We start from the raw sequence: 12576 nt of genomic DNA on the forward strand, positions 1-12576 counted from the left end.
TCGGTGCGCGGGGCGCACCCTAGGGAATCAGGCCTGTTGCAACTGGCGACGCAGCTCGGCCAGCACCGGCGCACTGTCCGGGCGCACGCCGCGCCACAGGCAGAAGGCCTCGGCGGCCTGCTCCACCAGCATGCCCAGGCCGTCGATCGTGCGCGCCGCGCCCTGTTCGGCGGCCCAGGCATTGAAGGCGGTGGCCTGGCGGGCGTACATCATGTCGTAGCAAATCGTCCGACCAGGGGCGATCAGGCTCGCGGCGATCGGCGGCAGCTCGCCGGCCAGGCTGGCCGAGGTGCCGTTGACGATCAGGTCCACCGGCGCATCGATCCAGTCGAAGCCGCTGGCCACCAACGGGCCCAGGTCGGCGAACTCAGCGGCCAGCTGTTCGGCCTTGGCCACGGTGCGGTTGGCGATCACCAGGACCGCAGGCTGCTGCGCCAGCAGCGGCTCGAGCACGCCGCGCACCGCACCGCCGGCACCGAGCAGGAGGATGCGCTTGCCGCGCAGCTCCAGGCCGGCGTTGACCCTCAGGTCGCGCACCAGGCCGGCGCCGTCGGTGTTGTCGCCCAGCAGACTACCGTCCTCGCGCTTGCTCAGGGTGTTGACCGCGCCGGCGCGGCGGGCCCGCTCGCTCAGCGCATCGGCCAGTTGGAAGGCCTGCTCCTTGAACGGCACGGTGACGTTGGCACCACGCCCCTCGGCGAAGAAGGCCCGGGCGAAGCCGGCGAAGTCGTCCAGCGGCGCCAGCAACGCCTCGTAGCTCAGCGGCTGGCCGGTCTGGGCGGCGAACAGGCGGTGGATCAGCGGCGACTTGCTGTGGCCGATGGGGTTGCCGAAGACGCCGTAGCGGTCCATCAGTTCGCCCCCAGCTGCAGCCAGTCGCGGTCCTGCAGGAAGTACGCGGTCAGGCGTTCCTCCTCGCTGCCCGGCTCGGCCTTCCAGTCATAGCCCCAGCGCACCTGCGGCGGCAGCGACATGAGGATCGACTCGGTGCGCCCGCCCGACTGCAGGCCGAACAGGGTGCCGCGGTCGTAGACCAGGTTGAACTCGACGTAGCGGCCGCGGCGGAAGGCCTGGAACTCGCGCTGCTGAGCGGTGAAGGGGGTGGCCTTGCGCCGCTGCACGATCGGCAGGTAGGCCTCCAGATAGGCGTCGCCGATGGCGCGCATGAAGGCGAAGCTGGTGTCGAAGTCCCACTGGTTCAGGTCGTCGAAGAACAGCCCGCCGATACCGCGCGGTTCGCCCCGGTGCTTGATATGGAAATAGCGGTCGCACCAGGCCTTGTAGCGCGGGTAGACATCCGCACCGAAGGGCGCGCAGGCGGCCTCGGCCACCCGGTGCCAGTGCACGCAGTCTTCATCAACGGCGTAGTAGGGGGTCAGGTCAAAGCCGCCGCCGAACCACCAGACCGCCTCCTCGCCTTCCTTCTCGGCGATGAAGAAGCGCACGTTGGCGTGAGAGGTGGGCACATGCGGGTTAAGCGGATGGATCACCAGGGACACGCCGAGGGCCTCGAAGCCGCGGCCGGCCAGCTCCGGGCGATGGGCGCTGGCCGAGGGCGGCAGGCCGCTGCCGAATACGTGGGAGAAGTTCACCCCGCCCTTCTCGATCAGCGCGCCGTTCTCCAGCACGCGGGTACGACCGCCGCCGCCGGCCGGCCGCTGCCAGGCGTCTTCGATGAAGTCGGCGCTGCCGTCTTCGGCTTGCAGGGCGGCGCAGATACGGTCTTGCAGGTCGAGCAGATAGGCCTTCACGGCCTCAGTACGGTCACTCACGGCGGCACCTTGGAAAACGGGTCAAGCCGGCGCAGCGGCCGGCGAAGTCGGCGGCCAGCATAACATTTGCCCGTGCCACCCCGCAGTTGACGCCGGTCAATGGGCAGGATTGGATAGGCCTCTGCGCGGACCGACGGCAGCAGCCCGATCGGCTCCGGCGCCTTCTTCGTTCAGGAGCCCGATATGGCCAAGCGTATCCAGTTCAGTCGTCACGGCGGCCCAGAAGTCCTCGAATACCTCGACTACCAGCCCGCCGCCCCCGGCCCCCACGAGGTGCGGGTGCAGAATCGGGCGATCGGCCTGAACTTCATCGACACCTACTACCGCAGCGGCCTGTATCCGCCACCGGCGCTGCCGTCCGGCCTGGGCACCGAGGGCGCGGGCATCGTCGAGGCGGTGGGCGCGCAGGTCGAACAGTTCCAGGTCGGCGACCGCGTGGCCTATGCCACCGGCCCCCTCGGCGCCTACAGCGAGCTGCACGTGCTGCCGGCCAGCAAGCTGGTCAAGCTGCCGGAGGCGATCGGCTTCGAACAGGCCGCCGCCGTCATGCTCAAGGGCCTCACGGTGCAGTACCTGCTGCGCCAGACCTTCGCCCTCCAGGGCGGCGAAACCATCCTGTTCCATGCCGCAGCCGGCGGCGTCGGCTCCTTCGCCTGCCAGTGGGCCAAGGCCCTGGGGGTCAAGCTGATCGGCACCGTCAGTTCCCCGCAGAAGGCGGCGCGGGCGATGGAGCAGGGCGCCTGGGCGTGCATCGACTACAGCCGCGAGAACGTCGCACAGCGGGTGCTGGAGCTGACCGACGGGCAGAAGTGCCCGGTGGTCTACGACGGCGTCGGCAAGGACACCTGGGAGACCTCGCTGGACTGCGTCGCCCCGCGCGGCCTGCTGGTCAGCTTCGGCAACGCCTCCGGCGCGGTCACCGGGGTCAACCTGGGCATCCTGGCGCAGAAGGGCTCGCTGTACGTCACCCGCCCGACCCTGGCCGGCTACGCCGATACCCCGCAGCGCCTGCAGGCCATGGCCGACGAGCTGTTCGCCATGATCACCAGCGGCCGGCTCAAGGTGGAGATCGGCAGCCGCCATGCGCTGCAGGACGCCGCCCAGGCGCAGACCGCCCTGAGCGCGCGGCAGACCACCGGCTCGACCATTCTGCTGCCGTAAATTGCAGGATGGGTTACGGCACGACAGGGATCGCTTGCTGCCGGTGACAGACGATCTGTGCGCCTGACCCACCCTGCGCATCCGGACAGGCTCAGGCCGGCCGGATCACCTCGCCACTGCGCAGGTCGCGGATCAGGCTGGGATTCCGGCGCCCGCCCAGGGCGCCGCCGAGCACCTTGTCCAGCTGCCGCGGGAAGTACTGCTCGACCCGCAGGCGAGTGCGCGCCGCCGGCCGCCCGGCGGGGTTGGCCGAGGTCGACACCAGCGGGCCAGTGAGGGCACACAGGGCCCGCACCAGGGGATGGTCGCTGACCCGCAGGGCCACGCTGGCATGGCGGCCGCTGATCCATTCCGGCAGACGCTGCTGGTGCGGCACCAGCCAGGTGTGCGGCCCCGGCCAGCTGCCGGCCAGGCGCTGCTGCCAGACCTCCGGCAGATCCTCGAGGAGGAAGTCGAACTGCTCGATGCAGTCGGCCACCAGGATCAGGCCCTTGTCCACCGGCCGTTCCTTGAGCGCCAGCAGGCGCTCAACCGCCAGCTCGTCCCAGGGGTCGCAGCCCAAGCCCCATACCGCCTCGGTGGGGTAGGCGATGACGCCGCCCTGGCGCACCACCCGCGCCGCCTGTTGCACCTGCCACTTGCTACCCATCCACCGCTCTCCACCTGACGACTTCGACGCAGTGTATCCTCGCCTGCCGCCGCTTGCGCAAGCCTCGCCATGCCTCAGTCGGCACGTCCCACCCAGCGACCGCCTTCGCGAGCGATACGCCCCTCCAACTCCAGCTCGGTCAAGGCGGCCAGGACCTCGGACAGCGGCCAGCCACTGGCCGCAGCCAGGGCCTCGCTGCTGTGCGGGGCGGCGTGCAGCAGGTCGAGCAAGGGGTGGGGCTGACGCTCCGGCGCACCCGGCTCGGCGGCACCGGGCAGCGGCGCCTGCCAGCCGCGCAGGGCCTCGAGGATGTGCTCGATGCTTTCCACCAGGGTGGCGCCTTCGCGGATCAACTGGTGACAGCCGCGCGCCCCGGGATGGTGGATGGAGCCGGGAATCGCATACACCTCGCGGCCCTGCTCGGCGGCCAGACGGGCGGTGATCAGCGAACCGCTGGAGGGACTGGCCTCGACCACCAGCACGCCGAGGGACAGGCCGCTGATGATGCGGTTGCGCCGGGGAAAGTTGCTGGCCTGGGGCGGACAATCCAGGGGCAGCTCGGAGACCAGGGCGCCACCGCACTCGACGATCTCCGCCGCCAGTCGCTCGTGCCGCGCCGGGTAGATGTGCCCCAGGCCGGTGCCCAGCACCGCGACGGTCTTGCCGCCGGCCTCCAGCGCCCCCCGGTGAGCGGCGCCATCGATGCCCAGAGCCAAACCACTGGTGATCACGAAGCCGCCGCCGGCCAGGCAGCGGGCGAAGCTGCGGGCACAGTCCAGGCCGGGCCGCGAGGCGCGGCGACTGCCGACCATGGCCAGTTGCGGCCGCTCGAGCAGGCCGGGATCGCCGGCGACGAACAACAGCGGCGGGGCGTCGCCCAGTTCGGCGAGCAAGCCCGGATAGGCCGGGTCGTCCCACATCAGCAGATGGTGCTCGGGCGCGTCCAGCCAGGCCAGGGCGGCGGCGGCACGCTCGCGCACCTCGGCGCTGCGCCGGGCTTCGGCACAGGCCGCCGGCAGGCCCAGGGCCCGCCAGGCACTGGCCGGGGCGCTGAGGGCGGCGGCGGCACTGTCGAAGGCCGCCAGCAACTTGCGAAAACGCCGCGGCCCCAGCTCCGGCAGGGCATGCAGGCGCAAACGGGCTTCGCATTCGGCGGGAGACATGCGGGGACTGAAAGATTGCGACATGCTGATCATCCTTGATCGGTCGCGCCGCGCTGACGGCAGCTAGCGGCAGGCAGAAAAAAGCCCCGCCTTGGCGGGGCTTTTTTCTGTTAGGGGTTGCGGACCTTGTCCAGTACCGCCAGTTGGCGGGTGGCGCCGAGCACCAGGCCATAGCTGAGCTTGTCGTAGGTGCGGAACACCATCAGCAGGCCGGCACGCTCATCGGGAATCTTCACCGCCTCGCCGGTAACCCGGTCGCGCACGGTTTCCCCGGTCTTGTACACCGCCAGCACGTTGCCCACTTCCAGGCCGTCACGGGCGCCCTTGTTCAGGGTGACCACGTCGAACTGGCCGATCTGGGTCACGCCGCGCGGCACGTCGAGAATCAGGCCGTTAATCGGGTTGGCCGGCTCGCTGGGCATGAAGGTCGAGTTGATCGCCCGCTCCTCGGTGGGGAACAGGCGGTCGCCCAGGCGCACTTCCTGGGTCGAGCGGGTCAGGTTCATGGTGCCGATGTCGCCTTCCTCGGCGACTATCTCGCCGCCACCGATGTCGTCGGCGTTGATCCCGAGGAACTCCTGGGTCTCCGGGTCGACATAGGTCTTGCCCTGGCGGAAGATGCCGTACACCGGCGCGCTCTCGTCGAACTGGCCGCGGGCGTAGACGCGGTCGCCGGCGCCGCTGACCACGCGCTCGGCGTTGCCGGCGACCACATAGGGCGCCCCCTGGAACTGCTCCGGGGTATCGACGATGCGGTTGCTCAGCAGGAAGCTGTTGATCGCCTCCAGCGGAATGGTCGGGATGGCCTCGGCCATCGGCGTGACGCGCACCTTGGGCGACAGCTTGATGGTGCCGCGCGACTCGCCGCGATTGAGCACCAGACGCGGCTGGCCGTCGACGTAGACCAGGCTCAGTTCATCGCCGGGATAGATGAGGTGAGGGTTTTCCACCTGGGGGTTGGCGTGCCAGATCTCCGGCCACTTCCACGGCTGACTGAGGAATCGGCCGGAAATGTCCCAGAGGGTATCGCCCTTGACCACGGTGTAACGGTCGGGGTGACCTTCCTTGAGCTGCACTTCGGCCTGGGCCAAGCCGCCTGCGGCGAGCAGCAGCAGGGCGAGTAGTGATTTCCTCATACGGTGAATCCCTTTATTATGTGTCTTCACGTGGAGCGCCCTAGCGCCGCGACTGAAACCCAGTGAAACAGCGGCGTGAAGCCGTTTTTCAATGCTGCTCATCATCTTAGCAGCGGATTTTGACTTTATTCCACAAGTGCATCACAAACCCAATTATGGCCATCCTGAACATCCTCGAATTCCCCGATCCGCGCCTGCGCACCATCGCCAAGCCGGTGGACGTGGTCGATGACGCCCTGCGCCAGCTGATCGACGACATGTTCGAAACCATGTACGAAGCCCCGGGCATCGGCCTCGCCGCGACCCAGGTCAACGTGCACAAGCGGGTGGTGGTGATGGACCTGTCGGAAGACCGTTCCGAGCCGCGGGTGTTCATCAACCCCGAGTTCGAAACCCTGACCGACGAGATGGACCAGTACCAGGAAGGCTGCCTCTCGGTACCGGGCTTCTACGAGAACGTCGACCGCCCGCAGAAGGTCAAGATCAAGGCCCTGGACCGCGATGGCCAACCCTTCGAGCTGATCGCCGAAGGCCTGCTGGCGGTATGCATCCAGCACGAATGCGACCACCTCAACGGCAAGCTGTTCGTCGACTACCTGTCGACCCTGAAACGCGACCGCATCAAGAAGAAGCTGGAAAAGCAACACCGCCAGCGGGCGTGACCCACGACTCATACAAAGGCTTGCCGCGGCAAGCCTTTTTCTTTAGCGAGAGCCCATGACTGAAGCACTGCGCATCGTCTTCGCCGGCACCCCGGAATTCGCCGCCGAGCACCTCAAGACCCTGCTCGACACCCCGCACCAGATAGTCGCCGTCTACAGCCAGCCGGACCGCCCGGCCGGGCGTGGGCACAAGCTCACGCCCAGCCCGGTCAAGCAACTGGCGCTGCAGCACGCTATCCCCGTCTACCAGCCGCAGAGCCTGCGCGACCCGGCGGCCCAGGCCGAACTGGCGGCGCTGGCGCCCGACCTGATGGTGGTGGTGGCCTACGGCCTGATCCTGCCGCAGGCGGTGCTCGACATCCCGCGCCTGGGCTGCATCAACAGCCACGCCTCGCTGCTGCCGCGCTGGCGCGGTGCCGCGCCCATCCAGCGCGCCATCGAAGCCGGCGACGACGAGAGCGGGGTGACGGTGATGCGCATGGAGGCCGGCCTGGACACCGGGCCGATGCTGCTCAAGGTCGGCACGCCCATCGCCGCCGACGACACCGGCGGCAGCCTGCACGACCGTCTCGCCGTCCTCGGCCCCCGGGCCGTGGTCGAGGCCATCGCCGGCCTGGCCGATGGCACGCTGGCCGGCGAAGAGCAGGACGACGGCCTGGCCACCTACGCACACAAGCTGAACAAGGACGAGGCGCGCCTCGACTGGACGCGTCCGGCAGAGGAACTGGAACGCCTGATCCGCGCCTTCAACCCCTGGCCGATCTGCCACAGCACGCTCGACGCTGCACCGCTCAAGGTCCTCGCCGCCCAGCTGGCGGACGGCCGCGGCGCACCGGGGCAGATACTCGCCGCGAGCAAGGACGGCCTGACGGTCGCCTGTGGCGAGGCGGCCCTGCGCTTGACCCGCCTGCAGCTGCCGGGGGGCAAGGCCCTGGACTTCGCCGACCTGTACAACAGCCGCCGCGAGCAGTTCGCCATCGGCGCGGTGCTCGGCCAGTGAACCCGCGCCTGGCCGCCGCCCGCGCCCTGGCCAGCGTGCTCGGCGGCAAGGCCTCCCTGGGCAGCAGCCTGCCGCCGCTGCTGGACAAGGTCGCGCCGCGCGACCGCGGCCTGGCCCAGGATCTGGCGTTCGGCACCGCCCGCTGGCAACCGCGCCTGGCCCTGCTGGCGGACAAGCTGTTGCAGAAACCCTTCAAGGCCACCGATCGCGACCTCGAAGCCCTGCTGCTGATCGGCCTGTACCAGTTGTTCTACACGCGCATCCCGGCCCACGCGGCAATCGGCGAGACTGTGGGCTGCGCCGACAAGCTGAAGAAGTCCTCGGCCAAGGGCCTGCTCAATGCCGTGCTGCGCAACGCCCAGCGCGAAGGCGAGACCATCATCGCCAGCCTCGACCGCGACCCGGTGCTGCACAGCGCCCATCCGCGCTGGCTGCAGAAGGCCCTGAAAGCCCACTGGCCCGAGCACTGGCAGGCCATCTGCGCGGCCAACAACGCCCATCCGCCGTTGATCCTGCGGGTCAACCGGCGCCATGCCAGCCGCGATGACTACCTGACCGAATTGCGCGCGGCGGGGATCGAAGCCGAGCTCTGTGCCTACAGCCGCGACGGTATCCGCCTGCTCCAGGCCTGCGACGTGACCGGCCTGCCGGGCTTTGCCGAAGGCCGGGTCAGCGTGCAGGACGAAGCCGCCCAGCTGGCTGCCGAGCTGCTCGAGCTGGCCCCGGGACAGCGCGTGCTGGATGCCTGCTGCGCGCCGGGCGGCAAGACCTGCCACCTGCTCGAAGCCCAGCCGGAGCTGGCCGCGGTGGTGGCGGTGGACCTGGAGGAAAAGCGCCTGGTGCGGGTGCGCGAAAATCTCGGGCGCCTCGGCCTGCAGGCCGAGCTGATCGCCGCCGATGCGCGCGCGGTCGACGCCTGGTGGGACGGTCAGACCTTCCAGCGCATCCTGCTGGATGCGCCCTGTTCGGCCACCGGGGTGATCCGCCGTCATCCGGACATCAAGCTGACCCGCCAGGCCGCGGACATCCCCGCCCTGGCCCAGTTGCAGGGCGAGCTGCTGGACGCCCTGTGGCCGACCCTGGCGGTCGGCGGCATCCTGCTCTACGCCACCTGTTCGACCCTGCCGACGGAGAACACCGAGGTGATCGCCGCCTTCCTCGCCCGTACCCCCGGTGCCCGCGAGCTGGCCATCGCCGGGCCCTTCGGCCTGCAACAGCCCCACGGCCGCCAACTGCTCGCCCAGACGGACGGCCATGACGGCTTCTACTATGCCAAGCTGATCAAGATCGCCGCCGCTCGCGGCTGAGGAACAGAGATGAAGATCATCATTCTCGGCGCCGGCCAGGTCGGTGGCACCCTGGCCGAACACCTGGCCAGCGAGGCCAACGACATCACCGTGGTCGACACCGACAGCGACCGCCTGCGCGAACTGGGTGACCGTCTGGACATCCGCACGGTGCAGGGCCGCGGCTCGTTTCCCGCGGTGCTGCGCCAGGCCGGCGCCGACGACGCCGACATGCTGGTGGCGGTGACCAACAGCGACGAAGTCAACATGATCGCCTGCCAGGTGGCCTACACCCTGTTCCACACCCCGACCAAGATCGCCCGGGTGCGCGAGGCCGCCTACCTGACCCGCAGCGGCCTGTTCAACAACGAGTCGATCCCGGTGGACGTGCTGATCAGCCCGGAACAGGTGGTGACCAACTACATCAAGCGCCTGATCGAGTACCCCGGTGCCCTGCAGGTGATCGACTTCGCCGAGGGCAAGGCCCAGCTGGTGGCGGTCCGCGCCTACTACGGCGGCCCGCTGGTCGGTCAGCAGCTCAAGCAGCTGCGCGAGCACATGCCCAACGTCGACACCCGGGTGGCGGCGATCTTCCGCCGCAACCGGCCGATCATGCCCAAGGGCGATACGGTGATCGAGGCCGACGACGAGGTGTTCTTCATCGCCGCCAAGGCCCACATTAGGGCGGTGATGAGCGAGATGCGCCGCCTGGAGGACAGCTACAAGCGGGTGGTGATCGCTGGCGGCGGGCATATCGGCGAGCGCCTGGCCGAGGCCATCGAGAGCCGCTACCAGGTGAAGATCATCGAGATGAACCCGGCGCGCTGCCGCTACCTCTCGGAGAACCTGGACAGCACCGTGGTGCTGCAGGGCAGCGCCTCGGACCGCGACCTGCTGGTGGAGGAAAACATCAACGATGCCGACATCTTCCTGGCCCTGACCAACGACGACGAGGCCAACATCATGTCCTCGCTGCTGGCCAAGCGCCTCGGCGCGCGCAAGGTGATGACCATCATCAACAACCCGGCCTATGTCGACCTGGTCCAGGGCGGCGAGATCGACATCGCCATCAGCCCGCAGCTGGCCACCATCGGCACCCTGCTGACCCACGTGCGCCGCGGCGACATCGAGAGCGTGCACTCGCTGCGCCGCGGCGCGGCCGAGGCCATCGAGGCCATCGCCCACGGCGACGCCAAGTCGAGCAAGGTGGTCGGGCGCATGATTGAGGAGATCGCCCTGCCGCCGGGCACCACCATAGGCGCGATCATCCGCGACGAGGAGGTGCTGATCGCCCACGACGACACGGTGATCGAGTCCGGCGACCACGTGATCCTGTTCCTGGTCGACAAGAAATATATCCGTGCGGCGGAAAGCCTGTTCCAGGTCGGGCTAACCTTCTTCTAAGAAGCGCGCCCCCGTCGTCCACCCAACCGCGAGCCGGAGTCACCATGCTGGAATCCCTGGAAAAAATGCTGGCCCAGGGCATGGACAATGCCCTGCTGCGCTTCGGCCTGGGCAAGGGCTACCTGGACGCCGGCGAATTCGCCCGCGCCGCCGAGCACTTCCAGCGTTGCGTGGAGCACGACCCCAATTACTCCGCGGCCTGGAAGCTGCTCGGCAAGGCGCAGCTGGAACTGGGCGACCGCCAGGCAGCCGAGCGGGCCTGGCAACAGGGCATCGCCGCGGCCCAGGACCACGGCGACAAGCAGGCGGAAAAGGAGATGACGGTGTTCCTCAAGCGCCTGCAGCGGCAGAGTTCCGCCGACTGAGCGGCTCAGTCCTCGACGAAGCGCAGGCCGACCCCCTCGGCATCCACGCGCATCACCTCCATCTGCAGCACCGGTGCCTCGATCGGCAGGTCCTGGACCTGGCCGGTGACCCGGGTGCCGGCAACCAGCTCGGTGAGCTGCGGGTGCTTGACGTACACCCCGCCATCGGACAAGTCGCGGGTCTGCGCCACCAGTTCACCGAAGCTCGGATGACAGATCTTGATCCGGCATTTCATCGACGTACGCACATGCTGACGCTGGTTGGACATGGCTGCAGCGATCCTCGACAGGGGCTGTGGAAATGACTCATGCAGAGTAGCTGTCGGCTCCGGCGGGCGCGACAGGAAAACCTCGAAGCGCTGCGCGCCGCTAGTACCACTTCGGCTCGCCGTCGGGGCGCTTCTTGAAGCGCTTCATGCTCCACATGTACTGGCTCGGGTAGGCACGCACGTAGCGCTCGATCACCGCGCTCATGGCGGCCACGCCTTCGGCGACATCCTCGCTGTACATGCCTTCCGGTGCAGCCTCCAGTATGACCTTGTAGCCGCTGCCGTCAGCCAGGCGCAGGGCGTGCAGGAACACCCCCCGGGCCTTGCCGCCGGCGAGCATGCCGGGGACGAACTTGCTGGTCAGGGTCGGCACGCCGCAGAAGGGCACGAACACGCCGGAGGACAGGCTCGGCTCCGGGTCGGCGGGAATGCCCACGGCGCCGCCGCGGCGCACTTCCTTGATGACGCTGAGGATGCCTTCCTTGGTCGAGGGCGCCACCCGGTTGCCCATCTGCACCCGCTGCCGGGCCAACAGCTCGTCCACCGCCTTGAGCTTGGGCGGGCGGTAGAAGATGATCGGCTTGCACTGGGCGCAGTAGAAGTGGTTGAGCACTTCCCAGTTGCCCAGGTGGCTGGTGATGCCGACCACCCCCTTGCCCGAGGCCAGGGCCTGCTGCAGCACCTCCAGACCCTCCACCTCTCGCACCAGGGCCAGGGACCTGTGCGCCGGCCAGACCCAGGCGCAGGCGCTTTCGGTGAGGGTCTTGCCGATGCCTTGCAGGGTCTCGCGCAACAGGCGCTGGTGGGCGGCCGCGTCCAGCTCCGGGAAGCACTTGCGCAGGTTGGTGCTGGCGACGCTGCGCGAACCGTTGGGCAGCTTCCACATCAGCCAACCGATGGCGCCGCCCAGCGCTTGCACGGCGCGCCAGGGCAACAGGGCGAGCAGGCGCAGGAAGCCCACCACCAGCGCACCTTTGAGCTTCTCCACAGGCAACTCCCGACAATCGCAAAGCGCCTATTGTAACCAAGCCACGCCCCGCCATGCAGCCGCGGGTGACGTGGCGCGGCCTCGCTCAGCCCGCCGCCAGCACGGCGTAGCGATCGCAGTCGCTGGTGTGGTCCATGACCAGGCCGGCGGCCTGCATGTAGGCGTAGCAGATGGTCGGGCCGACGAAGGTGAAGCCGGCCTGCTTCAGCGCGCGGCTCATGGCCTCGGCCTCGGCGGTGGCCGCCGGCACCTCGCCGCGTTCGGCGAAGTGGTTGATCTTCGGCCGGCCGCCGACGAAGGACCAGAGCAGCGCCACCGGGTCGTCGAGCCTCAGCCAGGCCTGGGCGTTCTGCCGCGCGGCCCTGAGCTTGAGGCGGTTGCGGATGATCCCCGGGTCCTGCATCAGCGCCTCGATCTCCTCGTCGCTCAACTGCGCCAGGCGCTGCGGATCGAAGCCGAACAGCACCTGGCGGTAGCGTTCGCGCTTCTTCAGCACGGTGATCCAGGACAGGCCAGCCTGAAAGCCCTCGAGCAACAGCAGCTCGAACAGGGCCCGGGGGTCGCGCTGCGGCACCCCCCATTCCCGATCGTGGTAAGCCTGATAGAGGGGGTCGTCGGTGCACCAGAAGCAGCGTGGCATAGGGCCTTCCCGGGCGGTGGAGGGCGGACGGATTGGGGTATACTCCCGGGTTTTCCGTCGCAGCCTCAACAGGTGAATTTT

Annotated in this window: 14 protein-coding genes; 6 read left to right on the plus strand and 8 right to left on the minus strand. The window is 68.8% G+C overall.

The window, feature by feature from the left end:
- Nucleotides 1–27: 27 nt before the first annotated feature.
- The gene (gene aroE, locus SBP02_RS20570; protein WP_318644255.1) at nt 28–852 is read right to left on the minus strand and encodes a shikimate dehydrogenase; all 825 of its coding nucleotides are present in this window, start codon (nt 850–852) and stop codon (nt 28–30) included.
- On the minus strand, nt 852–1772 hold the full coding sequence (hemF, locus tag SBP02_RS20575; RefSeq protein ID WP_318644256.1) for an oxygen-dependent coproporphyrinogen oxidase: 921 nt from the start codon (nt 1770–1772) through the stop codon (nt 852–854). The genes aroE and hemF overlap by 1 nt, the downstream gene beginning before the upstream one ends.
- A gap of 183 nt (nt 1773–1955) precedes the next feature.
- On the opposite strand from hemF, the gene SBP02_RS20580 reads away from it, so the two are divergent.
- Entirely contained in the window at nt 1956–2933 is a 978-nt protein-coding gene (locus SBP02_RS20580) for an NADPH:quinone reductase (RefSeq protein ID WP_318644257.1), read from the plus strand.
- Nucleotides 2934–3024: 91 nt separating this feature from the next.
- Here the strand turns inward: SBP02_RS20580 and SBP02_RS20585 are convergent, their stop codons facing one another.
- The 3 genes from SBP02_RS20585 to SBP02_RS20595 all read right to left on the minus strand — a co-directional run bounded on the left by SBP02_RS20585 (nt 3025) and on the right by SBP02_RS20595 (nt 5881).
- The gene (locus tag SBP02_RS20585; protein WP_318644258.1) at nt 3025–3582 is read right to left on the minus strand and encodes an L-threonylcarbamoyladenylate synthase; all 558 of its coding nucleotides are present in this window, start codon (nt 3580–3582) and stop codon (nt 3025–3027) included.
- 74 nt (nt 3583–3656) lie between these two features.
- A complete protein-coding gene (gene dprA / locus SBP02_RS20590) occupies nt 3657–4769 on the minus strand; it encodes a DNA-processing protein DprA (RefSeq protein ID WP_318644259.1) in 1113 nt (370 codons plus the stop codon).
- 86 nt (nt 4770–4855) lie between these two features.
- Complete coding sequence (locus tag SBP02_RS20595; RefSeq protein ID WP_318644260.1) at nt 4856–5881, minus strand: LysM peptidoglycan-binding domain-containing protein; 1026 nt, start codon at nt 5879–5881, stop codon at nt 4856–4858.
- Nucleotides 5882–6036: 155 nt separating this feature from the next.
- On the opposite strand from SBP02_RS20595, the gene def reads away from it, so the two are divergent.
- The 5 genes from def to SBP02_RS20620 are packed head-to-tail and all read left to right on the plus strand — an operon-like array spanning nt 6037 to nt 10598.
- Entirely contained in the window at nt 6037–6543 is a 507-nt protein-coding gene (gene def, locus SBP02_RS20600; RefSeq protein WP_318644261.1) for a peptide deformylase, read from the plus strand.
- Between the two features lie 55 nt (nt 6544–6598).
- Nucleotides 6599–7543 carry a methionyl-tRNA formyltransferase gene (gene fmt / locus SBP02_RS20605; protein WP_318644262.1) on the plus strand — a complete coding sequence of 315 codons (945 nt, stop codon included), beginning with the start codon at nt 6599–6601 and terminating at the stop codon, nt 7541–7543.
- Nucleotides 7540–8850 carry a 16S rRNA (cytosine(967)-C(5))-methyltransferase RsmB gene (rsmB, locus tag SBP02_RS20610; RefSeq protein ID WP_318644263.1) on the plus strand — a complete coding sequence of 437 codons (1311 nt, stop codon included), beginning with the start codon at nt 7540–7542 and terminating at the stop codon, nt 8848–8850. The genes fmt and rsmB overlap by 4 nt, the downstream gene beginning before the upstream one ends.
- Before the next feature lie 9 nt (nt 8851–8859).
- A complete protein-coding gene (trkA, locus tag SBP02_RS20615; protein ID WP_318644264.1) occupies nt 8860–10233 on the plus strand; it encodes a Trk system potassium transporter TrkA in 1374 nt (457 codons plus the stop codon).
- Nucleotides 10234–10277: 44 nt separating this feature from the next.
- Nucleotides 10278–10598 (plus strand): tetratricopeptide repeat protein, encoded by a 321-nt coding sequence (locus SBP02_RS20620; RefSeq protein WP_318644265.1) that lies wholly within the window; start codon nt 10278–10280, stop codon nt 10596–10598.
- A 5-nt stretch (nt 10599–10603) separates the two neighbouring features.
- Here SBP02_RS20620 and SBP02_RS20625 read toward each other — a convergent pair whose 3' ends face one another.
- From SBP02_RS20625 to SBP02_RS20635, 3 genes are all read right to left on the minus strand, one after another.
- A complete protein-coding gene (locus SBP02_RS20625) occupies nt 10604–10867 on the minus strand; it encodes a PilZ domain-containing protein (protein ID WP_318644266.1) in 264 nt (87 codons plus the stop codon).
- A gap of 100 nt (nt 10868–10967) precedes the next feature.
- Complete coding sequence (locus SBP02_RS20630) at nt 10968–11855, minus strand: lysophospholipid acyltransferase (protein WP_318644267.1); 888 nt, start codon at nt 11853–11855, stop codon at nt 10968–10970.
- Between the two features lie 85 nt (nt 11856–11940).
- Nucleotides 11941–12495: a DNA-3-methyladenine glycosylase I gene (locus tag SBP02_RS20635; RefSeq protein ID WP_318644268.1), complete on the minus strand. Its 555-nt coding sequence runs from the start codon at nt 12493–12495 to the stop codon at nt 11941–11943.
- Nucleotides 12496–12576: the final 81 nt, after the last annotated feature.

The organism is Pseudomonas benzenivorans, assembly GCF_033547155.1.
GTDB lineage: Bacteria > Pseudomonadota > Gammaproteobacteria > Pseudomonadales > Pseudomonadaceae > Aquipseudomonas > Aquipseudomonas benzenivorans_B.

Excerpts from the sequence above, each read along its gene's own strand:
- aroE (WP_318644255.1), bottom strand. The coding sequence starts at position 852 with ATGGACCGCTACGGCGTCTTCGGCAACCCCATCGGCCACAGCAAGTCG.
- SBP02_RS20580 (WP_318644257.1), top strand. The coding sequence starts at position 1,956 with ATGGCCAAGCGTATCCAGTTCAGTCGTCACGGCGGCCCAGAAGTCCTC.
- SBP02_RS20585 (WP_318644258.1), bottom strand. The coding sequence starts at position 3,582 with ATGGGTAGCAAGTGGCAGGTGCAACAGGCGGCGCGGGTGGTGCGCCAG.
- dprA (WP_318644259.1), bottom strand. The coding sequence starts at position 4,769 with ATGTCGCAATCTTTCAGTCCCCGCATGTCTCCCGCCGAATGCGAAGCC.
- SBP02_RS20595 (WP_318644260.1), bottom strand. The coding sequence starts at position 5,881 with ATGAGGAAATCACTACTCGCCCTGCTGCTGCTCGCCGCAGGCGGCTTG.
- def (WP_318644261.1), top strand. The coding sequence starts at position 6,037 with ATGGCCATCCTGAACATCCTCGAATTCCCCGATCCGCGCCTGCGCACC.
- fmt (WP_318644262.1), top strand. The coding sequence starts at position 6,599 with ATGACTGAAGCACTGCGCATCGTCTTCGCCGGCACCCCGGAATTCGCC.
- trkA (WP_318644264.1), top strand. The coding sequence starts at position 8,860 with ATGAAGATCATCATTCTCGGCGCCGGCCAGGTCGGTGGCACCCTGGCC.
- SBP02_RS20620 (WP_318644265.1), top strand. The coding sequence starts at position 10,278 with ATGCTGGAATCCCTGGAAAAAATGCTGGCCCAGGGCATGGACAATGCC.
- SBP02_RS20625 (WP_318644266.1), bottom strand. The coding sequence starts at position 10,867 with ATGTCCAACCAGCGTCAGCATGTGCGTACGTCGATGAAATGCCGGATC.
- SBP02_RS20635 (WP_318644268.1), bottom strand. The coding sequence starts at position 12,495 with ATGCCACGCTGCTTCTGGTGCACCGACGACCCCCTCTATCAGGCTTAC.